The 26297-nt window shown below is 72.1% G+C and carries 26 protein-coding genes; 11 read left to right on the forward strand and 15 right to left on the reverse strand.

Translation table 11 applies throughout. The features are described 5' to 3' along the window. Nucleotides 1-343: 343 nt before the first annotated feature. From B2P18_RS09205 to B2P18_RS09215, 3 genes are all read right to left on the reverse strand, one after another. Nucleotides 344-1153 carry a GTP pyrophosphokinase gene (locus B2P18_RS09205; protein ID WP_286958210.1) on the reverse strand — a complete coding sequence of 270 codons (810 nt, stop codon included), beginning with the start codon at nucleotides 1151-1153 and terminating at the stop codon, nucleotides 344-346. A 53-nt stretch (nucleotides 1154-1206) separates the two neighbouring features. Then, the gene (locus B2P18_RS09210) at nucleotides 1207-1755 is read right to left on the reverse strand and encodes a hypothetical protein (RefSeq protein ID WP_286958217.1); all 549 of its coding nucleotides are present in this window, start codon (nucleotides 1753-1755) and stop codon (nucleotides 1207-1209) included. A 66-nt stretch (nucleotides 1756-1821) separates the two neighbouring features. After that, the gene (locus B2P18_RS09215) at nucleotides 1822-3411 is read right to left on the reverse strand and encodes a GMC oxidoreductase (RefSeq protein ID WP_286958221.1); all 1590 of its coding nucleotides are present in this window, start codon (nucleotides 3409-3411) and stop codon (nucleotides 1822-1824) included. 460 nt (nucleotides 3412-3871) lie between these two features. Between B2P18_RS09215 and B2P18_RS09220 the strand changes: the two genes are divergently transcribed. Continuing rightward, nucleotides 3872-4162, forward strand: a complete 291-nt coding sequence (locus B2P18_RS09220) for a GNAT family N-acetyltransferase (protein ID WP_286958235.1) — start codon at nucleotides 3872-3874, stop codon at nucleotides 4160-4162. Nucleotides 4163-4303: 141 nt separating this feature from the next. After that, on the forward strand, nucleotides 4304-5188 hold the full coding sequence (locus B2P18_RS09225; RefSeq protein ID WP_286958240.1) for an NAD(P)-binding domain-containing protein: 885 nt from the start codon (nucleotides 4304-4306) through the stop codon (nucleotides 5186-5188). Between the two features lie 208 nt (nucleotides 5189-5396). Here the strand turns inward: B2P18_RS09225 and B2P18_RS09230 are convergent, their stop codons facing one another. Continuing rightward, entirely contained in the window at nucleotides 5397-6104 is a 708-nt protein-coding gene (locus B2P18_RS09230) for a TetR/AcrR family transcriptional regulator (RefSeq protein ID WP_286958243.1), read from the reverse strand. Nucleotides 6105-6229: 125 nt separating this feature from the next. Between B2P18_RS09230 and B2P18_RS09235 the strand changes: the two genes are divergently transcribed. Continuing rightward, nucleotides 6230-8923 (forward strand): MMPL family transporter, encoded by a 2694-nt coding sequence (locus tag B2P18_RS09235; protein WP_286958245.1) that lies wholly within the window; start codon nucleotides 6230-6232, stop codon nucleotides 8921-8923. Between the two features lie 201 nt (nucleotides 8924-9124). On the opposite strand, the gene B2P18_RS09240 is transcribed toward B2P18_RS09235, so the two are convergent. The 3 genes from B2P18_RS09240 to paaN form a co-directional block, all read right to left on the reverse strand. Continuing rightward, a complete protein-coding gene (locus tag B2P18_RS09240; RefSeq protein WP_286958246.1) occupies nucleotides 9125-9661 on the reverse strand; it encodes an SRPBCC domain-containing protein in 537 nt (178 codons plus the stop codon). Next, nucleotides 9658-9987: an ArsR/SmtB family transcription factor gene (locus B2P18_RS09245; protein ID WP_286958252.1), complete on the reverse strand. Its 330-nt coding sequence runs from the start codon at nucleotides 9985-9987 to the stop codon at nucleotides 9658-9660. The genes B2P18_RS09240 and B2P18_RS09245 overlap by 4 nt, the downstream gene beginning before the upstream one ends. A 351-nt stretch (nucleotides 9988-10338) precedes the next feature. Beyond that, nucleotides 10339-12048 carry a phenylacetic acid degradation protein PaaN gene (gene paaN / locus B2P18_RS09250; protein WP_286958255.1) on the reverse strand — a complete coding sequence of 570 codons (1710 nt, stop codon included), beginning with the start codon at nucleotides 12046-12048 and terminating at the stop codon, nucleotides 10339-10341. Nucleotides 12049-12109: 61 nt separating this feature from the next. Here paaN and B2P18_RS09255 point away from each other — a divergent pair, with 61 nt between their 5' ends. The 7 genes from B2P18_RS09255 (at nucleotide 12110) to pabB (ending at nucleotide 18220) form a co-directional block, all read left to right on the forward strand. Further along, complete coding sequence (locus tag B2P18_RS09255; RefSeq protein WP_286958258.1) at nucleotides 12110-13351, forward strand: 3-hydroxyacyl-CoA dehydrogenase NAD-binding domain-containing protein; 1242 nt, start codon at nucleotides 12110-12112, stop codon at nucleotides 13349-13351. Between the two features lie 87 nt (nucleotides 13352-13438). After that, the gene (paaI, locus tag B2P18_RS09260) at nucleotides 13439-13870 is read left to right on the forward strand and encodes a hydroxyphenylacetyl-CoA thioesterase PaaI (RefSeq protein ID WP_286958264.1); all 432 of its coding nucleotides are present in this window, start codon (nucleotides 13439-13441) and stop codon (nucleotides 13868-13870) included. A gap of 44 nt (nucleotides 13871-13914) precedes the next feature. Next, nucleotides 13915-15231, forward strand: coding sequence for a phenylacetate--CoA ligase PaaK (paaK, locus tag B2P18_RS09265; RefSeq protein ID WP_286958266.1), 1317 nt, complete (start codon nucleotides 13915-13917; stop codon nucleotides 15229-15231). 49 nt (nucleotides 15232-15280) lie between these two features. Then, nucleotides 15281-15562, forward strand: a complete 282-nt coding sequence (locus tag B2P18_RS09270; RefSeq protein ID WP_019285330.1) for a type II toxin-antitoxin system Phd/YefM family antitoxin — start codon at nucleotides 15281-15283, stop codon at nucleotides 15560-15562. Beyond that, nucleotides 15562-15960: a type II toxin-antitoxin system VapC family toxin gene (locus B2P18_RS09275; RefSeq protein WP_286958268.1), complete on the forward strand. Its 399-nt coding sequence runs from the start codon at nucleotides 15562-15564 to the stop codon at nucleotides 15958-15960. Before B2P18_RS09270 ends, B2P18_RS09275 begins: the two co-directional genes overlap by 1 nt. A gap of 56 nt (nucleotides 15961-16016) precedes the next feature. After that, the gene (locus B2P18_RS09280) at nucleotides 16017-16826 is read left to right on the forward strand and encodes an aminotransferase class IV (protein WP_286958270.1); all 810 of its coding nucleotides are present in this window, start codon (nucleotides 16017-16019) and stop codon (nucleotides 16824-16826) included. After that, nucleotides 16823-18220, forward strand: coding sequence for an aminodeoxychorismate synthase component I (gene pabB, locus B2P18_RS09285; RefSeq protein ID WP_286958275.1), 1398 nt, complete (start codon nucleotides 16823-16825; stop codon nucleotides 18218-18220). The genes B2P18_RS09280 and pabB overlap by 4 nt, the downstream gene beginning before the upstream one ends. A gap of 86 nt (nucleotides 18221-18306) precedes the next feature. Here pabB and B2P18_RS09290 read toward each other — a convergent pair whose 3' ends face one another. The 8 genes from B2P18_RS09290 to B2P18_RS09325 all read right to left on the reverse strand — a co-directional run bounded on the left by B2P18_RS09290 (nucleotide 18307) and on the right by B2P18_RS09325 (nucleotide 24869). Then, nucleotides 18307-18795 carry a methyltransferase gene (locus tag B2P18_RS09290; RefSeq protein ID WP_286958278.1) on the reverse strand — a complete coding sequence of 163 codons (489 nt, stop codon included), beginning with the start codon at nucleotides 18793-18795 and terminating at the stop codon, nucleotides 18307-18309. A 73-nt stretch (nucleotides 18796-18868) separates the two neighbouring features. Further along, on the reverse strand, nucleotides 18869-19159 hold the full coding sequence (locus B2P18_RS09295) for a YciI family protein (RefSeq protein ID WP_029210150.1): 291 nt from the start codon (nucleotides 19157-19159) through the stop codon (nucleotides 18869-18871). A gap of 9 nt (nucleotides 19160-19168) precedes the next feature. After that, a complete protein-coding gene (locus B2P18_RS09300; RefSeq protein ID WP_286958287.1) occupies nucleotides 19169-19807 on the reverse strand; it encodes an MBL fold metallo-hydrolase in 639 nt (212 codons plus the stop codon). Further along, nucleotides 19807-20892, reverse strand: a complete 1086-nt coding sequence (locus B2P18_RS09305; RefSeq protein ID WP_239265582.1) for an S-(hydroxymethyl)mycothiol dehydrogenase — start codon at nucleotides 20890-20892, stop codon at nucleotides 19807-19809. The genes B2P18_RS09300 and B2P18_RS09305 overlap by 1 nt, the downstream gene beginning before the upstream one ends. Beyond that, nucleotides 20868-21806, reverse strand: coding sequence for an ABC transporter ATP-binding protein (locus B2P18_RS09310; protein ID WP_239265584.1), 939 nt, complete (start codon nucleotides 21804-21806; stop codon nucleotides 20868-20870). Before B2P18_RS09310 ends, B2P18_RS09305 begins: the two co-directional genes overlap by 25 nt. Further along, nucleotides 21806-22837 carry an iron chelate uptake ABC transporter family permease subunit gene (locus tag B2P18_RS09315; RefSeq protein ID WP_239265586.1) on the reverse strand — a complete coding sequence of 344 codons (1032 nt, stop codon included), beginning with the start codon at nucleotides 22835-22837 and terminating at the stop codon, nucleotides 21806-21808. Before B2P18_RS09315 ends, B2P18_RS09310 begins: the two co-directional genes overlap by 1 nt. Then, complete coding sequence (locus B2P18_RS09320) at nucleotides 22834-23814, reverse strand: FecCD family ABC transporter permease (RefSeq protein WP_286958301.1); 981 nt, start codon at nucleotides 23812-23814, stop codon at nucleotides 22834-22836. The genes B2P18_RS09315 and B2P18_RS09320 overlap by 4 nt, the downstream gene beginning before the upstream one ends. Then, nucleotides 23811-24869 carry an iron-siderophore ABC transporter substrate-binding protein gene (locus tag B2P18_RS09325; RefSeq protein WP_286958306.1) on the reverse strand — a complete coding sequence of 353 codons (1059 nt, stop codon included), beginning with the start codon at nucleotides 24867-24869 and terminating at the stop codon, nucleotides 23811-23813. Before B2P18_RS09325 ends, B2P18_RS09320 begins: the two co-directional genes overlap by 4 nt. 107 nt (nucleotides 24870-24976) lie before the next feature. Between B2P18_RS09325 and galE the strand changes: the two genes are divergently transcribed. Beyond that, nucleotides 24977-25993, forward strand: coding sequence for a UDP-glucose 4-epimerase GalE (gene galE, locus B2P18_RS09330; protein WP_286958310.1), 1017 nt, complete (start codon nucleotides 24977-24979; stop codon nucleotides 25991-25993). Nucleotides 25994-26297: the final 304 nt, after the last annotated feature.

Here is a 26297-nt window from a genome sequence, read left to right on the forward strand (position 1 = left end):
ACCACTCCACGGGACTCTTACTGCGCAGCCGGGAACTCACATGCACAACGCGCGATCTGGAGCGGTCCGCCTGCGCGTTTGCGCCGTTCTGCGTGCGAGTTCTGCGGTCGGGGCGAGGAGTGGGACCCGCTGGGAAGCAACTGCTGCAGATGCGAGGCACGCCCGACATCCACGTGTTGCGGCACAACGAAATTCGCGAGGACCCCGGCACGGAGTGCAGCAGTTGTGCACACATGGGGACCGTCCGCGCATGGGGGTGGCCGGCTCGTCATACAAGCTGGCGGGAGCCGGAGACGGCGACCTGGCGTGAGGCCGGCGTCCGGCATACGACCACGAAGCATGCTCAGGCGGAGGGCCCGGCGACATCCGGCCCCGGACGCCCCCTCCCCGCACGCGACTCCCGCACCAGGGCCAGGAAGTCGTCGACGTCTCCCGGGGTGACGGTCATGCTGCCGGGAGGCTCCTCCCCTGTCAGGTCCTGGATCGCGACCGACAGCCGCTCCATCTCGGCGTCCAGGTGCGACGCGGCGTCCGCGGCGTCCCGCAGGCCCTGGGCGATCTCGGCCGGGACCTCGTGGTCGTACTTGTAGAAGATCTTGTGCTCCAGGCTCGCCCAGAAGTCCTGCGCACTCGTGCGGAACTGCATCTCGACGGGCACCTGGACGCTGCCGTCCGAGAGGAACACCGGGATCTCGACGATGGCGTGCAGCGAGCGGTAGCCGCTCGGCTTGGGACTGGCGATGTAGTCCTTGACCTGGAGGAGCCGGACGTCCGACTGGCGGCAGAGCAGCTCCTGGATCCGGTAGACGTCCGGCGTGAAGCTGCACACGACCCGGACGCCCGCGATGTCGCGGACCTCGCGGCGGATCTCGTCCAGGCTGGGCCCGCAGCCCGTCTTGCGGACCTTGGCGATGATGCTCTCCATCGACTTGAGCCGGCTCGAGACGTGCTCGATCGGGTTGTAACGGTGCAGCTGCTGGAACTCCTGCTGGAGGATGCGCACCTTGGTCTCGATCTCCTGGATCGCGAACTGGTACGCCGTGATGAACTTCGTCAGCTCGACGCGGGCCTCGCTGAGCGAGGTCAGGATCTCGGGCAGCTCGGCGGAGACGTCGTCGCCACGGCCCGGACGCTCGGAGAGGGGATCGTCCACCCGGTCACACTAGACGTGCTCTGCCAGACGTGCGCCCGACCGGTCGGAGTGACTCAGGGCGAGGTGCGCGCCCGCGCGACCCGTCGCAGCGTGGACCCGGCGAAGAACGCGACGAACCGGGCGGTCGTCCGAGCCCTGCGGGCACGGGTGAAGCCGCGGCCACGCACGGCGCCCATCAGGCTCAGCAGATCTCGCCGGCCGATCCGCAGCACGACGGGCAGGGCCGGCCCGGTGCCGTCCTCCCTCTGCACGGTGGCGCGCAGGGTGGTGAGGTCGCGGAGCACGGACGCCGGGGCCCGGCCGCTCATCGTCTTGCTCCCCGACAACCGCCACGGCTCTCCGGCGTCGCCGTGGAGGTGCAGCTCATAGCTCATCGCCTGCGCACTCCCGTCGGCAAACAGGGACAGCGTGCCCGCGGCGGGCGCGGAGACCAGGTGCCCCTCCACGTCGACCGTGCCCTCCACCGCGAGCGTGTGGGTGGGGTCGGCGAGGAAGAGGTCGATGCTGCGCGCCACCGCCGTGAGCTGCATCGTCACGCGCGGCAGGCCGGGCGCCGAGGAGACCATGCGTTCACTGAAGGTGACGCCGCCTCCGCTGGTCATGGCCCGGAGCTCGGCGGAGAAGCTCGACGCGGCGTCCTCCGGGACGACCCTCGAGGCGACGTCGGGTCACTCGGGAGCGCGCCAGTGGGGGCGCCCGTCGCGGCGGATGATGGCTTCCAGGGACTGCTCGGCCGCCGCCAGGATGGTCGCCGAGGGGTTCACGCCGGTGGACGCCGGCAGGACCGAGCCGTCGACCACGAACAGCCCGGGGTATCCGTGAACCTCACCGACCTCGTCCACCACCCCCGTGGCCGCGTCCGGGCCTGGCGGGACGCCGCCGAGGGGATGCACGGTGGTCGTCCGGCGCAGGAGCGACCAGGTGACGGGGTTGTAGAGCCGGGCGTCGAGCAGGCTGGCCAGCAACGGCCCTACCCTGCGCTGCGAGCGGATCAGGTGGGTCTGCCAGCGGTTGCGCCAGGAGAGCACGGCCTTGCCGGACCTGTCGAGGCGCAGCGTCCCCTCTCCGGAGTCGTGCCCCATCGCGAGCACGGTGAACATGCGTCGAGGGTCGGGGCCCGCGAACCGGCGCCGCCACCACCTGCGGACCTGCCGGCCGGGCAAGATGGCGCCGAAGAGCTCCTGCAGGGCGACGGGGAACGCGCCGTCCTGCACCTGGTACCAGACCGAACCCCGCCCCTCGGGCACGTCCAAGATGGTGGTGCTGGTGATCGTCGGTCCGGTCGTCATGTCGCCGCGCTCCTCGCGCAGCTCGGCGAGAGTCAGGAAGTCGCCGTTGCCGGAGAAGCTGTGCCCGAGGAGCGGCGAGAGGTGCGGGAGGGTGCCGGTGACGTCGCGCGACCGCAGGAGCAGCTCGGTGGTGGCGACAGCGCCGGCGGCCAGGACGACGCGAGGGGCCCGCCACTCACGAGGGTCGACCGAGGGGTCGCTCGGCGTCCGCGCCGTGACGACGAAGCCGCTGGCGGTCGGCGTGACGGCCGTGACCTCGGCGTCGGTGACGCTGCGCGCGCCGTGCGCCTCGGCGACGGCGAGGTAGGTGACGTCCAGGGAGTTCTTGGCCCCCTGGTTGCAGCCGAGGACGCACTCCCCGACGAAGGAGCAGCCGCGCCGAGGCACCCCGTGACGATTCGCGCGCCATACCTCCGGGTCGCCGAAGGTCACGGCCAGGTTGGGACGCACCGTCGCGTCCGGGCGGCCACGCAGGGCCATCAGCTGCTCGACCAGGACGGTGCGCGGCGTCGGCTCCCCCGTCCTCGGGTCGTCGCCCGCCGGCGACACGTCGAGCATGTGGGCGGCCAGGTCGTAGTAGGGGTCCAGCCCGGCCCGGCGCAGATGGGCCGGCCAGCGCTCGCTGAACGCGGCGTCGAAGGGCCGGGCGAAGACGTTGGCGTAGGCGAGCGATCCACCGCCCCAGCCGGCGACCTGCACGACGAGCATGCCCTTGAGCCAGCGGATGTCGTAGAGCCCCTGGCCGATCCGCCACAACCACCCGGCCGCCAGCCGGGGATCCCGGGGGAAGTCGCCTGGCCCCCAACGCCGTCCACGCTCCAGGACGATCACGGTGGAGCCCGCCTGGGCGAGCCGGGCCGCCGCGACCGCACCGCCGAAGCCGCTGCCGACGACGATCACGTCGGCATCGAAGGTGTCGAAGGTGCCGACGCTGCTGGAGCTGCTGGAGCTGCCGAAAGTGTCAGGCACGGCTCGCCTCCTCCCAGCGGGTCCCCTCCCACGGTAGACCTGCCTGCTGAGGGTGGGGAGGGGCCTCGGATACGTCGTCGGCGTGGCACCGTGGCAGGTGCGAAGGCACATCCCGGTGCTGGTCGCAGACAGCGCAGGAGGACCTTGGATGACCACGCAGGAGCACACCTACGACCTGACCGTGACGTGGACCGGCAACCGGGGCACCGGGACCGGCTCGTATGCCGGATACGCCCGCGACCACGTGGTCAGCGCAGCGGGTCCGACCCCCATCGCGGGGTCCGCCGACCCGGCCTTTCGCGGTGACCCGTCCCGGTCGACCACGAGCCCGAGATCCTGGTCGCGCGCGAGCCCGGGTCCGAGGCCGGGTCCGAGGCCGGGTCCGAGACCGCGCCACCGGAGCCGGCCGCGGCTAGGGTCGAGGAGGCAGTACGTCCCGCACCGCAGGAGAAGCACTGACATGAGCGACGTCCAGGTCACCGACAACGCCGACGAGCACCGCTACGAGGCCCGGATCGACGGGGAGCTGGCGGGTTTCGCCGAGTACCTCCTCACCGACGAGCTCGTCGTGTTCACCCACACCGAGGTGGACCCGGCCTACGAGGGCAAGGGGGTCGGCAGCGCCCTGGCGCGCTTCGGCCTCGACGACGTGCGCGAGCAGGGGACGCGCACGGTGATGCCGCAGTGCCCGTTCATCAAGGGCTGGATCGAGCGGCACCGCGACTACGTGCCGCTCGTCTACGGCGCTTGACGTCAGGTCCACGTGAGGTGATCGGCTGGTCTCCCGAGCCGCTGACGGCGACGCCACCGCACCCGCAGGAGACGCCATGACCTGGACCATCGACGACGACACCGTCCGCGCCCTGCTCACGCCCGGCGACGCCGTCGGCTGATGGAGGAGGCCCTCGCCCGCCACCACGCCGGCACCCTCGAGGCGCCACCTCGTCTGGCAGCGCCGCTCGGGGGTGGCCGGCTCGTCCTCACCGCCGGGCACAGCGGGGACGAGTTCTACGGCTACCGCACCTACGACACCCTCCCCACGACCTCCGACGAGCAGGTCACTGTCGCGCACGACACGACGACCGGGCGCGTGCTGGCCGTGCACGTCGGACATGCCCTCGGGGCGTGCCGGACCGGCGCCCTGGGCGGGGTGGCCACGCGGCACCTCGGGCCCGGGAGCGATGACGTGACCGTGGGGATCGTCGGCGCCGGGACGCAGGCGTGGGCGCAGCTCTGGGCCCTCACGGCGAGCCTCACCCCGAGCGCCGTGCGCGTGACCTCCCGCACGCCGGCGGGCCGCGAGGCGTTCGCCGACCGCGCCCGGCGCGAGCTGGGGCTCTCCGTCGAGGCCGTCGCGTCGCCCCGGGATGCCGTCGCCGGTGCGGACGTCGTCATCCTGGCCACCACCAGCAGCTCCCCCGTCATCGACGCCGCCTGGCTCGAGCCGGACGTGCTCGTCGGCACCGTGGGGCCGAAGCAGGTAGGGCGTGCCGAGCTCGCGGTGGACCTCGTAGCGTGCGCCGACCTGGTGGTCACGGACTCGCCGGCCCAGCTGCGGGCCTACGACCCGCCGGCGCTCGTGGCCGACGCCGGGATGGCCGACCGCGTGGCGTCGCTCGGGGAGATCGTGGCCGCGTCGGGAGGGCCGGCAGCAGAGGGTTCGACAGGGCCGCAGCGTCGCGGGCGGCGCGTCTACCTGTCCGTCGGGCTGGCCGGCACCGAGGTGCACCTCCTCGGTCGCCTCTGGGAGCAGCACGGGCGACAGGCCCCGGTATGACGCCACGCCGCCGCCTCGCGCGGATCTGCGAGGCGGCGGCGCTCCGGCATACGGCCTCGAGCCCCAGACATCGCGGAGACCTGGGCACCGAGCTCGGTGCCCAGGTTTCCGCGATCCCGAACCGGCAGGATCCGCCTGTGCTGGACACGCCGCCATGGCGTGCGAACCCAGGCCGATGTGCCCGCCTCAGGTAGGTCTGAGCGAGAGGTCAGACGGCGAGCTCGCGCAGGTCGGCCGAGGTCGGGCGCTCGGGACGGGCCTGGTCCACGAGCCGGTCGGCGTGAGCGTCCAGCACGTCCGCGACAGCGTGGGCGACGGCTCGCGCGACCTCGGGACAGACGTCCGCGCGAGCGAACGCAGCATCGACGGTCCGGCGCACCGCGGCCAGGATCCCCGGCCGGCGCTCGGGAGCGTCGAAGCCGCGCAGGACGGCACCCGCCGTCAGCATCGCGAGCGTCTCGGCGGCGGCCACCGCGTCCTCCGCTCGGATCAGACCGCCCGCGACGGCGGCGCGGGCCACGTCGGGCTCGGTCTCGGCCCACCTCGTCCTCTGACCATCGCGCTGGCGCCCCTCGGCCAGCTCGAGGACGCCGCCCAGGTCAGCCAGGAACTCGCTCAGGTAGTCGCTCCCCCACAGGGCCTCCACCTGCCCGACCAGGAAGCCCCCCAGGCTGAACGCAGCCGGGTCGCCCAGCACCTGTCGCCGCTGCACCTCCGCCAGCCGCGCTCCCTCCAGCGCCGCCAGCGCCTGCAGCAGACGCGCCTTGCTGGGCCAGTAGAGGAACACCGTGCCCTTGCCGACGCCCGCTCGCTGGGCCACCGCCTCGATGGTCGTTCCGCGGACCCCGCAGTCGCGGAGCACGGTCTGCGCCGCCCGCAGGATCTCCACCGTGTGGTCCCTGGCCGGTCGGGCCACAGCACACCTCCTCGATCGCTCGTCCCTAGACCTACATTATTGACTCTGGTCGCTGACTGGTCATATATTCGGGTCAACAATCCGTCGATGGAGCCGGATCCTCTACGCACACCCATAGGAGACCCGTGGCAACCCTCTTGTACCGGATCGGGCGCGGCGCCTATCGGCGCTGGCCGGCGGTCCTCGTCGGATGGCTCGTCGTGATGCTCGGCGTCGGCGGCTTCGCTGCAGCCAAGTCCGAGCCGATGTCCACCACCTTCTCGATCCCCGGCGTCCCGGCCATCCAGGCCGCCGAGCTCCAGCACGAGCTGTTCCCCTCGGCACGAGCCGCGGACAAGCAGGTCACCGGGCAGGTCGTCCTGAAGGCCCCCGAGGGACACACGCTGGCCGAGCAGCCCTACAAGGGACAGGTCGACGCCCTCGTCGCCGACCTCGCCAAGACCCCCCAGCTCGACCAGGGCTCCCGCTCCTCGCTGGTCAATCCCGCCACCGCCGGACCGGCGCTGACCGAGCGGGCCGTCCGGTCCCAGGTCGCGCAGGGGACGCCGCGCGCCACCGCCGAGACCAACGCGAGCTACCTGTCACCCCTCTCGGCGGACAAGCGCTACGGCACGGTCTCGTGGACCTTCGCCGCCGACCAGCCTCAGGACATCGAGCAGAGCACCCAGGACTACGTGCGCTCCGCCGTGTCCCGTCACTCCGGCAACGGCCTCGAGGCGGTCCCCGGGGGCACGGGCATGCGGGCGATGGGCGAGATCGGCGTCACCTCCGAGGCGATCGGCATCGGCGTGGCGCTGATCGTGCTCGTCCTGACCTTCGGCTCCTTCGTCGCCGCGGGTCTGCCCATCCTGGCGGCCATCATCGGGGTGTCCCTCGGCATCATCGGCATCCGGGCCGCGACCGCCTTCGGCGACATCGCGAGCACCACCCCGACGCTCGCCTCGATGATCGGCCTCGCCGTCGGGATCGACTACTCGCTGTTCATCCTGTCCCGCTACCGCAGCGAGCTGCGGCACACGTCCGACCGGTCCCACGCCATGGGGCGCGCCATCGGCACAGCCGGCACCGCCGTCGTCTTTGCCGGCCTCACCGTCGTCATCGCGCTCGTCGCGCTGGTCTTCTCCGGCATCTCCCTGCTGGGCTCGATGGGTATCGCCGCCGCCTGCACCGTCGCCATCGCCGTGATGGTGGCCATCACGCTGCTCCCCGCGATCCTCGGGATGCTCAAGGGCAAGGCCTTCGCCGGCCAGGTCCGGCGCCGGGCAGACGTCGACGAGGAGGACCACCAGGCCGTCAACGGCTCGGTCCGGCTGGGCCAGGGCATCCGCCGATCCCCGGTGGTCGTGGCGCTGGTCGCAACCCTCGCGCTCACCGCCCTGGCGATCCCCGCCAAGGACCTCCACCTCGGGCTGCCGTCCAGCACCACAGCTGCGGAAGGCACGGACGCCCGCCGGTCGGCCGACATGCTCAACGAAGGTTTCGGCCCCGGCAAGAACGCCCCGATGGTCGCGGTGATCGACTCCCGCAGCGTCCCGGACCAGCAGCGCCGGGCCGCCGCGCTCGCCGACGCCCAGCGGTGGGCCGCCTCCGACCACGGCGTCGCCAACGCCCAGGTCGTCCAGGCGACCAAGGACGCCTCGGGCGCCGTCATGCTCATCACCCCGCGCACCGCCCCCGAGGACGAGGCCACCGACGAGACCCTCTCGCGGCTGCGCGACTCCGTCGGCGGCCTCGAGGACCGCACCGGCGCCACGATCGGCATCACGGGCCAGACCGCGATCGCCGCCGACGTCTCGAGCGAGCTCGCCGACGCCCTGCCGACCTACCTCGGCATCGTGGTCGGCCTCGCATTCCTGCTGCTGGTGCTGGTGTTCCGCTCGATCTGGGTGCCGATCCTGGCGACCCTCGGCTTCGTCCTGTCCACCCTCGCGACGCTCGGCGTCACCGTCGGTCTCGTGCAGGAGGGCTGGCTGGGGATCTTCGAGCCGCAGCCGGTCATGAGCGTCATGCCGACCCTGCTGATCGGCATCGTCTTCGGACTGGCCATGGACTACCAGGTCTTCCTCACCACCCGGATCCGGGAGGCCTACGTGCACGGCATGGAGGCCAAGGACGCCGTCATCGACGGCTTCCGCCACTCCGGGCGCGTCGTGACCGCAGCCGCGCTGATCATGATCTCGGTCTTCGCGGCCTTCGCCTTCCAGGACGAGCCCCTCATCAAGTCGATCGGCGTGGCGCTCGCCACCGCCGTGCTGCTGGACGCCTTCCTGGTCCGGATGATCCTGATCCCTGCGCTCCTGCTCGTGATGGGCCGGCACGCCTGGTGGATGCCCGCGTGGCTGGACCGGTTGGTGCCGCACATGGACGTCGAGGGGGCGACGCTCGCCACCGAGGCTCCGGACGACCGGCCGGTGGGCACGCACCGGGAGCCCGCGCCGGACCGCGGTGCGATCGGCGCATCGTCCGGGGCCGGGCTGGCGACGATCGTTGGGTCCTCCTCGCGCACGGTCACGGAGGATCTCTCCACCACGGTCGTGGCGTCGCCCTCGATCACGGTGCACGACGAGGCGCAGCGCGAGCACACGGCGTCGCACGGCCTGGCCGACTGGCACGCGTTCCACGGCGACGTGACCGACACCGAGGGTGCCCCGCGGGGCGCCGGGACCGTCACGCTGCTGGACGCCGACGGCCGGCCTCTCGCCCGCACCGCCGTGGGGCAGGAGGGTCGCTATTACCTCGCGGTACCGTCAGCGGCCCGCCCGCGCCGGATCACGATCGAGGTGGACGCCGTCCACGAGGAGAGCTCGCTGCGCCACTGACAGGGCGTGGCGACCGACCGGTGCGGGCTCAGGGGGGCTCGCACCGGTCGTATGACGGATGCGCCGCCGCCTCGCGGGGATCTGCGAGGCGGCGGCGCTGCGGCATACGGCCTCGAGCCCCAGACATCGCGGAGACCTGGGCACCGAGCTCGGTGCCCAGGTCTCCGCGATCCCGAACCGGCAGGATCCGCCTGAGGCAGGTCAGGAGCCGGCGCCGGCCATCTGACGACCCGTCTCGAGGTAGGTCTTCATGCCGGCCAGCACCCACGGCCAGCCGCCGCCACCCTGCGCCGCGTCGCCACTGCCCTCGATGTCCTGCGCGGTGTTGGGCGCGCTCGTGCAGTCGTGCGTGAGGGTGAGCGCCGTGAGGGGGCCGTCATGCTCCGTGAGCTCCCAGGTCAGGGTCGTCTCCTGCTGGTGCCACGCGGCGATCCAGCTCTGGACGAGCCTGCGGGGCGGGTCGGACTCCAGGACGCGTCCGGTGACGGCGACGTCGCCCATCCCCATCTGCTTCATCTCCTCGGTCGTGTGGCTGACGTAGTCGCCGCCCTCGCGAAGGTCGTACTCGACGATGCCGCCGTAGCCGTACTTGGTGCTGAACTCCGGCGTCGTGATGGCATCCCACACGCGCTGGGCGGGGGCCTCGATGTAGACCCGGAAGACCTGGATCTCGGGGGCCTGACGCTCGGTCGTGGTGGTGCCGGCGGTGGTGGTGCTGGTGGTCTGGGTGTCGCTCATGGCTGGTCCTCCAGGGTGCGCTTGAGGTCGATGAGTGCTGAGACGTGGTGCTGGGTGTACTTGTCGATCCAGCGGTCGTGGATCAACCGGATGGGGACGGGGTTGAGATGGTGCAGCTTGGTCCGCCCCTGCTTGCGGGTCGTGACCAGCCCCGCGTCCTCGAGGATCCGCAGGTGCTTGGCCACGCCGAATCTCGTCATCTCGGTGCGTCGCGCGACGACGGCCTCCAGCTCGCCCTGGGTCCGACCGTCCTGGTCGAAGAGGGCGTCGAGGAGCAGCCGCCGCGTCGGGTCGGCAAGCGCCTTGAACACCAGGTCGTCATCCACACCTCGACCATAGGTGACCAAAGAGTCACATGTCAAGGAATGGGGGCGCATTATGTGCGACAGCTGCGCTCCGAGCGCGGAGGGTGCACGGATCGGGGCGCCGCACGGTGCGAGGTCAGCGCTCCGAGCGCGAGGCATTCACGCCCGTATGGCGGGCCCGCCGCCTCGCGGGGACCGGTGATGCGCCGGGCGGTCGGCATACGAGATCGGCCCGGAACGCGGAGACCTGGGCACCGTGCACGGTGCCCAGGTCTCCGCGAGCAGGTCCTGCCATCACGGCGCAGGACCCGCCGGGGGCAGGATCATCCGCCTGCTGGACGAAGGCCGGCGAGTGTGACTACCGGCGGTAGGTCAGACGTGGCGGCGGCTCGTGATCACGCGGAACCGGTTGGCGACGAACGCCGCGTCGGAGTAGGCCGCGTTGGCCGCCGGGTTGGCGCCGGTGCCGTGGTAGTCCGAGAACGCCGAGGTCTGGTTGACGAAGACCTGACCGGTGAGGTTCTCCGAGAGGGCGACCCCGCCGTCGGCCGCGGCCTCGCGCGCCTCCTCCAGCACGGCCTGCGAGGTGGAGTAGACCGATGCCGTCATCGCGCCGTGCTCGGCCACCGTGTCGGCGAGCTGCGCGAGCGACTGCTCGGTGGACTCGGTGGCGATCACGAACGACACCGGCCCGAAGTACTCCTGGGTGTAGACGTCCTCGTGCCGCACGTCGAGCTGCACGATCCCGGGCGTCCGCACGACGGCGTCCGGCCACGCGGGGTGGGGCACGGCGCGCGTGTCGAGCACGACCCGCCCCTCCCCCTCGGCGGCGATCTCGGCGAGCGACCCGGCGTTGGAGCGGACCTGGTCGTTGACGGTGGCGCCGAGGATCTCGACGGCCTTGGCGTCGTCGCCGGTGAAGCGCGCGACCGCGGCGCCGAGCCGGTCGGCGAACTCGTCGGCGGACAGGTGGCCCTCGTCGGTGTCGACGCCGGTCTTGGGGACGTAGATGTTCTGCGGGGCGGTGCACATCTGCCCGGAGTAGAGCGAGAGGGAGAACGCGAGGTTGCCCAGCGTCGCCGTCAGCGCGTCGGTGGAGTCGACGACGATCGTGTTGACGCCGGCCTTCTCGGTGTAGACGAGCTTGCCGCGCGCGGCCGCCTCGGTCTCGAGCCAGGCGCCGAAGCCCGGCCCGCCGGTGTAGTCGATGATCGCGATCTCGTCGCGCTCGGCGAGGTCCTTGGCGAGGGTGCCGCCGTCGTGGTCCGCGGCCAGCTGCACCAGCGCCCGGTCGAAGCCCGCCTCGGCCAGCACGTCGCGGCAGACGGCGACCGTGATGGCCAGCGGCAGGATCGCGCGCGGGTGGGGCTTGACGACGACGGCGTTGGCGGTGGCCAGCGAGGCGAAGATGCCGGGGTAGGCGTTCCACGTCGGGAAGGTGTTGCAGCCGATGACCAGGCCGACGCCACGGCCGACGACCTTGTAGTCCTTCTGCAGGCGCAGGGGCTCGCCCTTGGCGGGCTTCTCCCAGGTCACGGATGCGGGGATGCGCTCCTGCTCGACGAGGGCGGCGGTCACGGCCTCGAGCGCGCGGTCCTGCGCCTCGGGGCCACCGGCCTGGAAGCTCATGACGAACGGCTGACCGCTCGTGTGCATGACCGCATTGGCCATCTCGAAGGACCGCTTGTTGAGCCGGTCGATCATCTCGACGCAGACGGCCGCGCGGACCCGGGGACCGGCGTCACGCCAGGCGCGCATGGCCGCGCGCGCCGCCGGGAGCGCCTCGTCGATGTCGAGCACGGGATAGGTGATCGCGAGGGTCGGGCCGTATGGCGACACCTCGTCGCCCACCCGCTCGCCCGTCGACGGCTGGTCGTCCAGCGGCGCGAAGGCGGAGCCCACGTGCGCGTCATACGCAGCGAGGCCGGACTCGGCGGAGCCCTCGCCGTAGACGCGGGGGCTCGGGGAGGCGGGATAGCGGGAGTAGAAGCTGCGGGTGCGCAGCGCCTCGGCGGCCTCGTCGAGGGTCGCGGCGTGGGCGTCGAGGAATGGGTGGCTGGGCGTCGTTGCCTGGGTGGTCACGTCCCGATCCTAACGAGGGGTTCGCCTCGCCGCGAGGCTGCCGACGTGCCACGATGCGTGCATGAGTGACCACGCGAGCGAGCAGTCGAGCACCACGCCCGCAACGGGGCGGATCGCGGTCGTCGGGGCCGGGGCGATGGGGTCCGGGATCGCCCAGGTCGCCGCGCAGGCCGGGCACGAGGTCGTGCTCGTCGACGCGCGAGACGGCGCCGCCGAGGAGGCGATCGAGCGGCTGCGGGCGACGCTGGGCCGGCTCGCCGACAAGGGCCGCATCACCGCCGACGAGGCCGCTGCCGCCGCGGGCCGGCTGCAGGCCGCCGAGGACGTCCGGTCGCTGCCGGCCTGCCGGCTCGTGATCGAGGCGGTGGTGGAGGACCTCGAGGTCAAGCGTGAGATCTTTGCCACGCTGGCCGCCCGCCAGGACGCCGACACCATCCTCGCCTCCAACACCTCGAGCCTGTCGATCACGGCCATCGCCGAGGGCATCGCGCACCCCGAGCGCATCATCGGCCTGCACTTCTTCAACCCCCCGCCACTGATGGCGCTGGTCGAGGTCGTGCGGGGCGCGCGCTCGGGCGCGGACTCGGTCGAGGAGGCCTGCGAGCTGGTGCGCGCGTGGGGCAAGACGCCCGTGCGGTGCGCCAGCACACCGGGATTCATCGTCAACCGGGTGGCGCGGCCGTTCTACGGCGAGGCTCAGCGGATGGTCGCCGAGGGCATCGCCGACGCGGCGACCATCGACGCGGCGCTGCGCGGGGCGGGCTTCAAGATGGGGCCGTTCGAGCTCACGGACCTCATTGGGCAGGACGTCAACCTCGCCGTCGGCACGTCCGTGTGGGAGCAGACCGACCACGACGCGCGCTACGAGCCCACGGCCTACCAGCAGGACCTGGTGGCGCGAGGAGCGTTGGGGCGCAAGACGGGTCACGGCGTCTATCGGTATGACGAGAACGGCCGGGCGCTGGACGCGTCACCGGACGAGGCCGCGGTGGAGCTGCTCGTGGGCGGTCCGGTGCGGACCGATCCCGTCGCGCGGACACTGGCGATGCTGGTCAACGAGGCCCTGGCGGTCGTGGTGCGCGGCGAGGCGTCCGCCGAGGACGTGGACACCGCGATGAGCCTCGGCACCAACTACCCGCGCGGCCCGATCCAGTGGGGGCGCGAGATCGGCTTCGACGTGATCAAGGACCAGCTCGAGGAGCTGGCCGCGATCTATCCGGGCGGCCGCTACCGGCCGTCCAAGGCCCTCACCCACGACCTACCTCAGGTAGGCACATCCGCCGGGGTTCGCACGCCAGGCTGATGCCCCTACCGGGGGTAGAGGCATCGACCGGCCTTCGTTCCCCAGGCTGATGTACCTACCCCCGGTAGGTCACGACGAAGGAGTCGCATGCTGGATCCGGATCTGGCCCACGTCCGCACCATGTGGGACGAGGACGGCGCCTCGCGCCACCTCGGCATCGAGCTCGTCGAGGTGTCGATGGCCGACGGCCTCGGCCGGGCCCGCACCCGGATGGCCGTCACCGACACCATGGTCAACGGCCACCGCATCATGCACGGCGGCTACATCTTCACCTTCGCCGACTCCACCTTCGCCCTCGCCTGCAACGCCGGCGGCGAGCTGACCGTGGCGGCGGGCTGCGACATCGACTTCGTCCGCTCCGCCGCGCTGGGCGACGTGCTCCTCGCCGAGGGCATCGAGCGAGCGCGCTACGGCCGCAACGGGATCACCGACGTCGCCGTCACGCGCGAGAGCGACGGTGAGCTCATCGCCCACTTCCGTGGACGCTCCCGCGCCCTCAAGCCCCGACCGAGCGCCTGAGCGGCGCAGCCATCGCCCGAGCAGGCCACGACGAAGGAGTGGACATGACACTGTCCCCCATCGACGAGCGACCCGACCTCTACGACGACGCCGAGCGCTGGTCCGTCGACGAGCTCCGCGCACACCAGCTCGAGCGCCTCCAGAGGACGGTGCGGTCGGCATACGACCACGTCCCCCACTTTCGCCGCCAGCTCGAGGAGCGCCAGGTCCACCCCGACGACATCACGGCGCTCGAGGACGTCCGGCTCCTGCCGTTCACGTCCAAGAAGGACCTGCGCGACAACTACCCCTTCGGGCTGTTCGCCGTGCCGCGCGAGGAGGTCGTGCGGATCCACGCGTCGTCCGGCACCACGGGCAAGCCGACCGTCGTGGGCTACACCCGCGAGGACATCACCACCTGGGCCACCCTCGTCGCCCGCTGCATCCGCGCCGCCGGCGGACGGCCCGGCGACCTCGCCCACATCTCCTACGGCTACGGCCTGTTCACCGGCGGCCTCGGCGCGCACTACGGCGCGGAGCACCTGGGCTGCACGGTCGTGCCGGCGTCGGGCGGCGACACCGAGAAGCAGATCCAGCTCATCCAGGACTTCAGGCCGCGCATCATCTTCGTCACCCCGTCCTACTTCCTGTCGATGATCGACGCGATGGAGGCGCTGGGCATCGACCCGCGCGAGACCTCGCTTGAGCTGGGGCTGTTCGGCGCCGAGCCGTGGACCGAGGCGATGCGCCAGGAGATCCAGGAGCGGGTGGGCATGCACGCCACCGACATCTTCGGCCTGTCCGAGCTGATGGGTCCGGGCGTCGCGCAGGAGTGCGTCGAGACCAAGGACGGCCTGACGCTGTGGGAGGACCACTTCCTCGCCGAGATCGTCGACCCGCTGACCGACGAGCCGGTCAGTGACGGGGAGCAGGGCGAGCTGGTCTTCACGTCGCTCACCAAGCAGGCCATGCCGGTCCTGCGCTACCGCACCCGCGACCTCACCCGCCTGCTGCCGGGCACCGCGCGCCCCGCGATGCGCCGCCTCGAGAAGATCACCGGGCGCACCGACGACCTCATGATCGTGCGCGGCGTCAACGTCTTCCCCACCCAGATCGAGGAGATCGTGCTGGGCATCGAGGGGCTCTCGCCATACTTCCAATGCGTCCTCACCCGCCCCGGCCGCATGGACGAGCTGACCATCCGGATCGAGGCGCAGCACGGCGTCGGCGAGGAGCGGAAGCGGGCGATCGAGCGCGAGCTCAAGCACCACATCAAGTCCCGCATCGGCACCACGGCCCGCATCGAGATCCTGCCCGAGGGCGGGGTCGAGCGGTCGGTGGGCAAGGCGCGCCGGATCGTGGACGAGCGCGGGATGTCCTGACCACCGTCCGGCCACCGCGAGTAGCACTCCAGGTGCTACCTTTGCTCGTATGACGCAGACCATCGGCATCCGTGAGCTGCGGCAGCACGCCAGCCGCTACGTCGCCGCCGCGCACGCGGGCGAAGAGATCCTCGTGACCGACCGCGGCCACCCGATGGCGCGGCTGGTGCCCCTGTCGCCGCTCGAGCAGCGCATCGACTACCTGGTGCGCAAGCACGGCGCCCATCCCCCCGCCGATCCGAGCATCAAGGCCTGGGAGATCGAGCCCGCACCGAACGACGGCACCGACACCCAGGCCATCCTGGACGAGGGCCGGGCCGAGCGCTTCTGATGGCGACCTATCTCGACACGTCGGCACTGGCCAAGCTCTGCACCACGGAGGCCGAGTCGCTCGCGCTGAGGCGGTGGCTGGCCGACGCTCCCCAGCCGCTCGCCACGTCCATCGTGGGCGAGGTGGAGCTCGGCAGGAGCATGGCCAAGGTCGGCGGGGCTGCGGCGTCCGTCGCCGAGACGCTGCGACGTGCTCTGGTCATCCTGCCGCTGACCCCCGCCGTGGCCGAGCGGGCCCGCCGGCTGCCGCCGGGCGTGCTGCGCTCGCTCGACGCCATCCACGTCGCGACCGCTCTGGAGCTGGGCGAGGACCTCACCGCGGTGGTGAGCTATGACCAGCGGATGATCGACGCGGCGACGGCGGCGGGGCTCGAGGTCGTCTCGCCAGGACGGGACTGACGCGAGGGGCGGCGGCCCGTGCGGAGGGGGCGCGGCATACATGACACGATGCGCCCGTGAAGAAGACCGAGGCCGTCCGTGACGGCGAGCGCTGGTGGTGGGGCCCGCAGCCTCCGGGCGACCACCCCCCGCAGGTGATCGACTCCTGGCTGGTGCAGGAGGGGCGGTCGCGGCGCCCGGAGCGACACATCCAGCGGTTCGCCGCGACGGCCGAGTTCTTCGTGCACTTCCAGGACCTGGACGTCGTCGTCGACGAGGTCTTGGCACGAACCCCTCGCGCCGACAGGTGGTTTCCGCGGCTGGAGGCCTACAACGACGCCGTCGCCCTGTGGCTGCGGCCCGCGAGCGACACCCCCACCCAGATCTCGCTGTGGATCGCCGACGTGCCGGACCCGCGCAAGTGGCCGCACATCAAGGGCCCTGACCTGGTCGTGCAGCGCCAGCTGCAGCTGCGGGCACGCGAGCTCGGCGCCGACGACGCACTGCTGTGGCGGGTCGAGGAGCGGCTGCCCGAGGCCGTCGAGGCGACCTACTCAGCCCTGGTGTGGTGGGACGGCCAGCACTTCGTCACGCGCCCGCTCGACGAGCTGTCCCTGCCCTCGGTCACGATCGAGTGCCTCGAGATCGCCCTCGCCGACACCCCGCACCCGCTGACGCGCGGTCGCGTCTCGGTCGACGCCCTGCTCGACAAGCCCGTCTGGGCGGTCAATGCCGCACGCGGGGTCCAGGCCGTGACGAGCTGGGTCCTGCCCGACGGCGCGATCCGCGACACCCCGCACGGCGCCGTCACGTCTGGGCTCGACGACCTGCTCCGCACCGCCCTCGAGGAGACCATCGGGCCGTTGCCCGAGCAGCTCACGACATGATCGTAGAACCGCTCGGTCTCGACGTCGACCCCGGCGCTGCCTACACCGCGCTGTTCGGCGAATCCCGTTGGGCCTGCTGGCTGGACAGCGCGCGGGCCGAGCCCGGTCTGGCCCGGTTCTCCTATCTCGGATCGCCCGGGCCGGAGGGTGAGGTGCTGACGTATGACGTCGGCCGGGGCCATGTCGTGGTCACCGCCGGTGGCCGCAGCCGCCGCGAGGACGGGACGATCCTGGACGCGTTGCGGCGCCGGGCCGCGCCGCCCGAGGATGCCGCGCCGCCCGAGGATGCCGCGCCGTTCGAGCTGGTCGACGGGTGGGTGGGCTACCTCGGCTACGAGCTGAAGGGCGACCTCGGCGCCACCAACCGCCACACGTCGCCCCACCCCGACGCCGTGTGGATGCGCTGCGACCGGCTCCTCGCCCTCGACCACGAGACCGGCGACGCCTGGCTGGTCGCGCACGGCGACTCCGCTGCCGCCTGGGCGGCATGGGCGCGAGATCGATTGTCGGGCGCGGCTTCTCGCGCTCCGGGGATCACCCGAGCGCCATGGCCGGATGACGAACCGCCCCGCCCCACAGCGCATCTCGCTCGCGACGTCGCGCAGTACCGCCAGGACGTCGAGACCTGCCTCGAGGCGCTGCGACGGGGCGAGTCCTACGAGATCTGCCTCACCGACACGGTTCTCGCGGAGTCGCACGACGACCCGTTCGACATCTATCTGCGGCTGCGCGAGCTCAACCCCGCCCCGCACGCGGCCTACCTGCGCCTCGGGGACCGGCACGTCCTGTCGGCCAGCCCCGAGCTGTTCCTGCACGTGACGGGTGACGGCGAGGTGTCGACCAAGCCGATCAAGGGGACGGCAAGGCGTCATACCGACCCCACCCACGATGCCCGTGCCGCAGCCGATCTCGCCGCCGACGCCAAGACCCGTGCCGAGAACCTCATGATCGCCGACCTGCTGCGCAACGACCTGTCACGCGTCTGCGACCCGGCGACGATCCACGTGCCTCGACTCATGCACGTCGAGTCCTACGCGACCGTGCACCAGCTCGTGACGACCGTGCGCGGGCGGCTTGCCGAGGACCGCACCGCGATCGACGCCCTCGAGGCGTGCTTCCCCGGCGGGTCGATGACGGGCGCCCCCAAGCACCGCACCATGCAGATCATCGACGAGCTCGAGACGCGGGCGCGCGGGATCTACTCAGGGGCACTGGGTTTCGTCGACCGCAGCGGCGCGGTGGACCTGTCCGTCGTGATCCGCACCGCCGTCATGCACCACGGGCAGGTCGAGATCGGCGCGGGCGGGGCGATCGTCCTGGACTCGGACCCGCAGGCCGAGACCGACGAGATGCTGCTCAAGGCCGCCGCCGTCCTACCCGCCCTCCGACCCTGACCTTCCCGGTCGCGATCGGGTGACTTCACTGCTCGTCTACCCGCAGCAGACTCACCCGATGCCGCGGGGTGGGGCCAACAGGCGCGTCAGGGCTTTCGCGCCACCTGGTCGGCCCAACGCCCGAGATCGCCGAGCCAGCCGATCGTGCCGATGCTGGTGTAGACCACGTCGAAGTGACCGGTCACGGCGGCGCGGGCGTCGAGCACGTCCGATTCGACCCACGTGACCTCGGTCCCGGTCGTGGCGGCGAGCCGACGCGCGGCTGCCAGCGACGATAGCGAGAAGTCGACCCCCGTCATACGACCGCCGGCGCGGGCCAGGCTGATGGTGTCGGTGCCGATGTGGCACTGCAGGTGCACGACGTCGAGGCCGCGCAGCGAGCCCTGCGGCAGGTGGGCGGCGAGGGCGGGCAGGTCGTCGCTGACCACGGTGGAGAGGTATGCCGGGTCCTCGGCGTAGCGCTCGATCCCGTAGGCGACCTCGTGCAGGCCCGCCCGATCGTCCCAGTTGGCGCGGTTGGCGTCCCGGGCGACGGCCCAGTCGACGTCGACGTCGGTGCCCTGCTGCTCGCTCATGGCCAGAACCTACCGGGGGCCGAGGCATCAGCCTGGCGAACGAAGGCCGGCCGATGCCTCGGCCCCCGGCGGGTCAGGGCTGGGCGGCGAAGACGCCGATGACGGGGTTCCACTCGGTGACGTCGATCCCGGCGACGAGGCCGTGCTGCTGGAAGGGATCGTCCCCCAGCAGCGAGCGCACCTCGTCGGCGCTGTCGGCGCGGAGGATCAGCAGCGCCGACGCCGGCTTCACGTCGACGTAGGGACCGGACGCCTGCAGCGACCCCGCCTCGGCGAGCCGGCCGAGGAACGCGCGGTGCTCGGGCCGGATCTCGTCGAGGCGGGGGTCGTCGGAGTAGGAGTAGCGGACTGCGTAGTAGGCCATGGCCACACCCTAGGCGGCGCTGGGGTCCTCCCACCCGTCGGCGCCGGCCCGCTCGGCGCCGATGGTCGTGTCGGGGCCGTGCCCGGTGTGCACGATCGTGTCGTCGGGCAGGGTGAACAGCCTGGCGCGGATCGAGTCGACGATCGTGTCGTATGACGAGAACGACCGCCCCGTCGCGCCCGGGCCTCCCTGGAAGAGGGTGTCACCGCTGAACACGCGCCCCAGCTCCGCGCTGTAGAAGCAGGTACCGCCCGGCGTGTGCCCCGGCGTCGCGATCGCCCGCAGCGTCACCCCGCCCACGGTGATCTCGGTGCCGTCGACGATGTCCTCGTCGGGCTGGCGCGTGTCATAGGTCTGCTGCCACAGCTCGAGGTCGTGCGGGTTGAGCCAGATCGGGGCGCCCGTGGCCTCCGCGAGAGCGGCCGCCTGGTTGACGTGGTCGTCGTGCGCGTGCGTGCACACGATCGCCGCCAGCCGACGCTCGCCGACGGCGGCGGCGATGGCCGAGGCGTCATGCGGGGCGTCGAAGACCACGCACTCGTCATCGTCGCCGACGATCCACACGTTGTTGTCGACGTCCCAGGTGCCCCCGTCGAGGGAGAACGTCCCCGACGTGACGAGCTGCTGGACCTGCACGTCGCCGGCCATCAGAGCGTCACCACCGAGCGGAGGACGTCACCGCGCTTCATGGTGGCGAAGGCCTCCTCGACGTCGCCCAGCCCGATCGTCTCGGACACGAACGCGTCCAGGTCGAGCCGCCCCTGCAGGTAGAGGTCGATGAGCATGGGGAAGTCGCGAGAGGGCAGGCAGTCGCCATACCAGCTGGACTTGAGCGACCCGCCACGACCGAAGACGTCGAGCAGCGGCAGCTCGATCCGCATCTCCGGTGTCGGCACCCCCACGAGCACCACGGTCCCCGCGAGATCGCGTGCGTAGAACGCCTGCTCGTAGGTCTCGGGGCGACCCACCGCCTCGATGACGACGTCCGCGCCGTTGCCGTCCGTCAGCGCGCGCACCGCCTCGACGACGTCGCCGTCGGCCGGGTCGATGGTGTGCGTCGCCCCCATCGAGCGCCCCTTCTCACGCTTGCGGGGGTCCGGGTCGATGCCGATGATCGTGGCCGCGCCCGCGAGACGCGAGCCGACGACGGCCGCCATACCGACGCCCCCGAGGCCGATGACGGCCACGGAGTCGCCACGACCGACGCCGCCGGTGTTGATCGCGGCGCCCAGCCCGGCCATGACGCCGCAGCCCAGCAGACCCGCCGCCTCGGCGCCGGCGCGCTCGTCCACGCGCGTGCACTGACCGGCCGCGACCAGCGTCTTCTCCGCGAAGGCCCCGATCCCCAGCGCCGGCGTCAGCTCGGTGCCATCCGTGAGGGTCATCCGCTGCTTGGCGTTGTGCGTGGCGAAGCAGTACCACGGACGCCCGCGGCGGCAGGCCCGGCACTCCCCGCACACGGCGCGCCAGTTGAGGATCACGAAGTCACCGACGGCGACCTCGGTCACGCCCTCCCCGACGGCCGAGACGCGGCCGGCGGCCTCGTGCCCGAGCAGGAAGGGGAACTCGTCGTTGATCCCGCCCTGCTGGTAGTGGTAGTCGGTGTGGCAGACGCCGCAGGCCTGGACGTCGACGACGGCCTCGCCTGGCCCTGGGTCGGGGATCACGATGTCGACGAGCTCGACCGGCTCGCCCTTGGCTCGGGAGATCACTCCCTTGACGGTGGTGGGCATGTGCGCCCCTTCCTGGCCTCGCGGCCGGTTGACCATGCACTCACCCTCTCATTGCCCGTGGCCCTCGGCGACCAACCGGTCGTATGCCGAAAACGCCCGGAACGCGGGTCGGACGCCGTCCAGGACGGGCGGTGGGGCGAGCAGCGGGGCACCACGAGCGGGGTCCCGGACTCGGGGTCGGCGATCACGCGCGCGTCCAGGGCGAACACCTCGCGCACCATCTCCTCGGTGAGCACGTCGGCGGGTGCGCCCTGCGCCGCGACGACGCCGGCCCGCATGGCGACGAGGTGGTCGGCATACCGCGCCGCCAGGCCGAGGTCGTGCAGCACCATGACGACCGTGGTGGCCCGCTCGGCGTTGAGGGCGGCGACCAGGTCGAGCATCTCGATCTGGTGGGTGAGGTCGAGATAGGTCGTCGGCTCGTCGAGCAGCAGCAGGTCGGTCTCCTGGGCGAGGGCCATGGCGATCCACACGCGCTGACGCTGGCCACCGGACAGCTCCGCGACCGGGGCGTCGGCGAGCGAGCTGGTGCCCGTCTCCGCCAGGGCCCGCTCGACGGCCTCGGCGTCGTGCGCCGAGCTGCGCCGCCACAGCCCCTGGTGGGGGTGCCGGCCGCGGCCGACGAGCTCGGCGACGGTGACCCCCTCGGGCGCGACGGGGTGCTGGGGCAGCAGGCCGAGGGTGCGGGCGACGGTCCGGGTGGGCTGCTCGTGGATGGGGCGTCCGTCGAGCAGCACGGCTCCGGAGCGCGGGCGCAGCAGGCGGGCGAGACCGCGCAGCAGCGTCGACTTGCCGCAGGCGTTGGGGCCGACGACGACGGTCACGCGACCGTCCGGGATCTCGAGGGTGAGGTCGCGGACGACCGGCTCCCCGCCGTAGCCGAGGGTCAGGTCGCGGGTGGCCAGTCGGGTCATCACAGGGTTCCTTCGGTACGGCCGCGGGTCATCAGCCAGAGCAGCACGGGGGCGCCGGTGACGCCGGTGACGACGCCGGCGGGCAGGTGGACGTCGGGGATCACGTGGCCGCCGATCAGGTCTGCGGCGACCACCACGACCGCGCCGACGAGGGCCGCGCCGACGATCGTCGGGCGACCGCGGTCCAAAGCCCGGGCGATCGGCCCGGCCATGAACGCCACGAAGGCCATCGGCCCCACCGCCGCCACCGCGAGCGCCAGCACCACGACGCCGACGGCGAGGAGCAGGTCCGCGGCGTGGCGCCGCCCGCCGAGCCCGAGCGCGAGGTCGTCGCCGAGCTGCAGCGCGGGCAGGTCCCGGCTCGCGACCCAGAGCAGCAGGTATGCCGCGACCGACGTCACGGCGAGCCACCGGATCGTCGTCCAGTCCGCCTGGCCGAGGCTGCCGGTCAGCCATCGGAGCACGAGCTGGGTGTCGAACTCGTCGGCGCGGGTGAAGAGGTAGTGGACGACCGAGGCCAGCACCGACGAGACGCCGACGCCGACCAGGACGAGGCGCTCGCCGGTGGACTGCGCGACGACCCGCACGAGGACGGCCACGACCAGGGCCCCCGCCACGGCAAGGAGAGACAGCGTCGGCCCGCTGACGCCGAGCACCACGATGCCGACGACCGCGGCGGCCGAGGCGCCCATGCCGACGCCGACGATGTCGGGGCTGGCCAGCGGGTTGCGCAGGACGGTCTGGAAGGTCGCGCCGGCGGCGCCGAACGCAGCACCGGCGAGCAGGGCCAGGACGGCCCGGGGCAGGCTGCTCTCCATCAGGATGAAGCTCGCCCCCGGGATGACCTCGCCCCGCAGGATCGCGACGGCGTCGACGACGGGGATCACCAGGTCCCCCAGCAGGGCTCGTGCGACGGCCAGGCCGAGCGCGAGGACCGCGAGGACGACGAGGAGCACGCGGTGGTGGGCGCGCCGGCTCAACGAACGTCGCGCCTCGCGGGTCGCGGGCTCCCGCACGGCGAGGGTGCTCACAGCCGCCCCCGTCGCACGGCCCACACGAAACCGGGCAGGCCGACCATCGCCGTCATGATCCCGACCTGCACCTCCGACGGCGGCAGCACCACGCGTCCCACGGTGTCGGCGGCGGCCACCAGCGCCGCCCCCAGCACGGCGCTGAGCGGCAGCACGCGACCGTGGGCCGGGCCGACGACGGACCGTGCGGCGTGCGGGACCAGCAGACCCACGAAGCCCACGGGCCCGGCGAGGGCGGTGGCACCGGCGGCCAGCAGCACGGCGACCGCACCCACGGCCCAGCGGGTGCGGGTGGGGTGGGTGCCGAGGGCCGCGGCGGCGTCGTCACCGAGCGCCAGCGCGTCGAGCCGCCGAGCGAGGACCAGCGACAGCACCGCCCCCACGACCAGCACGGGACCGACGGCGGCGAGCAGAGCGAGGTCGCGCCCACCGATGGTCCCCACCTGCCAGAAGCGGAACGCCTGCAGCGTCCCGTGGTCCCCCAGCAGCAGGGCCGTCGACACCGAGGTGAGCGCGGCGGTCACGGCCGCGCCGGCGATGGTGACCGAGCCCGGCCGCAGGCCCCCGCGCGACACCGCCGCCAGCAGGTGCACGACGATCGCGGCGACCGCTGCCCCCACGAACGCGGCGCCCACGTGCGCCAGCGGCGCGGACAGCCCGCCGATGCTGATCGCCACCACCATCGCGAGCGACGCCCCGGCGGACACCCCGAGGATCCCGGGGTCCGCCAGGGGGTTGCGCGTCAGCCCCTGGAAGCAGGCCCCCGAGAGCCCGAGCGCCGCGCCCACGACGACCGCCAGCACCGTCCGGTCGACGCGCGCCATCGCGATCGCGTGCAGCGGGTCGGCCGGGTCGAGCAGGGCGCTGGGTGCCACCGCCCGCGAGCCGACGAGCAGCGACGCGGCGAGCGCGACCAGCAGGACCAGCAGCGGTGAGAGGGCCCGGACGGCGACCGGCGCGGGGACGGCCCGGCTCATGCGCCCTTGACGGCCTTGACCACGCCGGGGAGGTACTTGTCGACGATGAACGGCATCGACAGCGGGCTGGGGTTGGTGACCGACAGGCCGATCTGCTTGTCCACCTCGGCATAGGCGTGCCCCGACTTCAGCGCCGGGATCTGGCCGATCAGCGGGTTGGCCTTGAACGAGGCGATGTCGGCGGGCTTGTCGGCATACGTGAGGAGCACGTCGGACTGGATCGTCGAGGCCTGCTCGGCGGAGACGTTGCCGTAGAACTGGCCGGGCTTGACGGCGGTGCCGACGATCGGCGCGCTCGTGAGGCCGAACGACTCGAGGGCGCGGACGCGGTTGTCCTCCTTGCCGTAGATGCCGATCTGCGACAGGTCTGTCGTGGCGAGGTAGGCGAAGACCATGGATTTGCCGGCCAGCTCGGGGTGGGCCGTCTTGGCGTCGGCCACGACCTTGTCGGTCTGGGCGCGGACGGCGGTGGCCTTGGCCGGGCGGCCGAGGGCCTTGCCCACCATGTCCAGGGAGGTGGTCCAGGGGGTCACCCAGGGCGCGCCGGGCTGGGCGACGACCGGGGCGACCTTGGACAGCGTGTCGTAGTCCGCCTTGGTCAGCCCCGAGCCCGTGGCCAGGATGACGTCGGGCGCGAGCTTGGCGATCTCGGTGACGGGGATGCCGTCGGTGTCGTCGTAGCGCGTGGGCGCCTTGCCACCGAGCTTGGCGACGGCCGCGTCGAACCAGTCCGTGGACTTGGCGGCGTTGCCGCCCCAGGTCATCGCGGTGGCGCCGACGGGCACGACGCCGAGGGACACGGCCATGTCCTGGTCCACCCAGCCGACGGTCGCGACCTTGGTGGGCTCCTTGGTGATCGTGGTCTCACCAAAGCTGTGCTTGAGCGTCACCGGGAAGGCACCCTGCTCGGCGCCGCCCGAGCCCAGCGACGCGGCGCCGGACGAGGCCTGGCCGGACTCGGCTCCAGCGCCGGAGCCGCCTGAGCCGGAGCCGCACGCGGCCAGGGCGAGCGTGGCGGACGTGAGCACCAGCAGGGAGCGGCGAGACAGAGACAAAGCGGGTCCAATCGTCGATCAGGGTTGCCTAAGTTAGGCATACCTTATCCCTATCGTTCGACCCATCGCACAGCGCGGCCGTCAGCGGGACCCCTAGGGTGGGAGCCATGCGCGTTCTCGTCAGCGGTGGTGCCGGCTACATCGGCTCGCACACCACCCTCCAGGTCCTTGCCGCCGGCCACGACGTGGTCGTGGTCGACAACTTCTCCAACGCCAAGCCGTCCGTGATGGCCCGGCTCGAGGCCCTCGCGGGGCAGCCGATCGAGGTCCACGGCTTCGACCTGACCGACCGCGACAAGACCGAGCACCTGTTCGCCACCGAGCAGTTCGACGCGGTCATCCACTTCGCGGGGTTCAAGGCCGTGGGCGAGTCGGTCGAGAAGCCGCTCGAGTACTACGAGAACAACCTCGACTCGACCTTCTCCCTCGTGCGCGCGATGCAGCGCCACGGCGTCAAGAAGCTCGTGTTCTCCTCCAGCGCAACGGTGTACGGCGAGGACGCGCCCGTCCCGATGAAGGAGGACTTCCCGACGTCGGCCACCAACCCCTATGGCTGGACCAAGGTGATGATCGAGCAGATCCTGCGCGACGTCGCCGTCGCGGACCCGCAGATGCGGATCGCGCTGCTGCGCTACTTCAACCCGGTGGGCGCCCACCCGTCCGGCACGATCGGCGAGGACCCGCAGGGCATCCCCAACAACCTCGTTCCCTTCATCGCCCAGGTCGCCGTCGGGCGGCGCGAGCACCTCAACATCTTCGGCGACGACTACGACACCCCCGACGGCACCGGCCTGCGCGACTACATCCACGTCGAGGACCTCGCCGCCGGCCACGTCGCCGCCCTCAACCGCCTCGGCCAGGTCGACGACGCCGTCTCCACCTGGAACCTCGGCACCGGGCACGGCACCTCGGTCAAGGAGATGCTCGCGGCCTTCAGCCGCGCCGTCGGCCGCGACCTCCCCTACCAGGTCGCCCCTCGTCGCCCCGGCGACATCGCAGCCTCGTATGCCGACCCCTCTCGCGCCAACCGCGAGCTCGGGTGGCAGGCCACCCGGACCGTCGACGACATGTGCGCCGACACGTGGCGCTGGCAGTCCGGCAACCCCGAGGGCTACCCCAGCTGACTGGTCTCTCCGGCGCGTGCCGGCGGCGGGGGCTGCAGAGTGGTCACATATCCGACGTCTACGACCCCTTGACGTCGGGTTCGCGACCACTCTGTCGCGAGCCCGGGCCGCTAGCGAGAGGGTGCGGGCCCGGCATACCTCCTGGCGCTTGTGAACTCTGTCACAAGCGGTCTCCGAGGCCCCGGGTCGTTGGGGTTGGCGGTGCCGCGAATACCTCACGGGCGGACCGGCATACGGGCTCGGCGCCGATTTGCACAACGCCCGTGTTGTCAAAAACCGCAGGTCACGGCCAGGTTGCAAAGGC

Origin of the sequence: Arsenicicoccus sp. UBA2120 (assembly GCF_002330965.1) — a bacterium.
In the GTDB taxonomy this organism is placed as follows: domain Bacteria; phylum Actinomycetota; class Actinomycetes; order Actinomycetales; family Dermatophilaceae; genus Arsenicicoccus; species Arsenicicoccus bolidensis.

What these genes read in the sequence shown, in the direction of transcription:
- pabB (WP_286958275.1), top strand. Translation starts at nt 16,823, where the DNA reads ATGATCGTAGAACCGCTCGGTCTCGACGTCGACCCCGGCGCTGCCTAC.
- B2P18_RS09290 (WP_286958278.1), bottom strand. Translation starts at nt 18,795, where the DNA reads ATGAGCGAGCAGCAGGGCACCGACGTCGACGTCGACTGGGCCGTCGCC.
- B2P18_RS09300 (WP_286958287.1), bottom strand. Translation starts at nt 19,807, where the DNA reads ATGGCCGGCGACGTGCAGGTCCAGCAGCTCGTCACGTCGGGGACGTTC.
- B2P18_RS09295 (WP_029210150.1), bottom strand. Translation starts at nt 19,159, where the DNA reads ATGGCCTACTACGCAGTCCGCTACTCCTACTCCGACGACCCCCGCCTC.
- B2P18_RS09220 (WP_286958235.1), top strand. Translation starts at nt 3,872, where the DNA reads ATGAGCGACGTCCAGGTCACCGACAACGCCGACGAGCACCGCTACGAG.
- galE (WP_286958310.1), top strand. Translation starts at nt 24,977, where the DNA reads ATGCGCGTTCTCGTCAGCGGTGGTGCCGGCTACATCGGCTCGCACACC.
- B2P18_RS09305 (WP_239265582.1), bottom strand. Translation starts at nt 20,892, where the DNA reads ATGCCCACCACCGTCAAGGGAGTGATCTCCCGAGCCAAGGGCGAGCCG.
- B2P18_RS09225 (WP_286958240.1), top strand. Translation starts at nt 4,304, where the DNA reads ATGGAGGAGGCCCTCGCCCGCCACCACGCCGGCACCCTCGAGGCGCCA.
- B2P18_RS09270 (WP_019285330.1), top strand. Translation starts at nt 15,281, where the DNA reads ATGACGCAGACCATCGGCATCCGTGAGCTGCGGCAGCACGCCAGCCGC.
- paaI (WP_286958264.1), top strand. Translation starts at nt 13,439, where the DNA reads ATGCTGGATCCGGATCTGGCCCACGTCCGCACCATGTGGGACGAGGAC.
- B2P18_RS09255 (WP_286958258.1), top strand. Translation starts at nt 12,110, where the DNA reads ATGAGTGACCACGCGAGCGAGCAGTCGAGCACCACGCCCGCAACGGGG.
- B2P18_RS09310 (WP_239265584.1), bottom strand. Translation starts at nt 21,806, where the DNA reads ATGACCCGACTGGCCACCCGCGACCTGACCCTCGGCTACGGCGGGGAG.
- B2P18_RS09275 (WP_286958268.1), top strand. Translation starts at nt 15,562, where the DNA reads ATGGCGACCTATCTCGACACGTCGGCACTGGCCAAGCTCTGCACCACG.
- paaK (WP_286958266.1), top strand. Translation starts at nt 13,915, where the DNA reads ATGACACTGTCCCCCATCGACGAGCGACCCGACCTCTACGACGACGCC.
- B2P18_RS09320 (WP_286958301.1), bottom strand. Translation starts at nt 23,814, where the DNA reads ATGAGCCGGGCCGTCCCCGCGCCGGTCGCCGTCCGGGCCCTCTCACCG.
- B2P18_RS09240 (WP_286958246.1), bottom strand. Translation starts at nt 9,661, where the DNA reads ATGAGCGACACCCAGACCACCAGCACCACCACCGCCGGCACCACCACG.
- B2P18_RS09210 (WP_286958217.1), bottom strand. Translation starts at nt 1,755, where the DNA reads ATGACCAGCGGAGGCGGCGTCACCTTCAGTGAACGCATGGTCTCCTCG.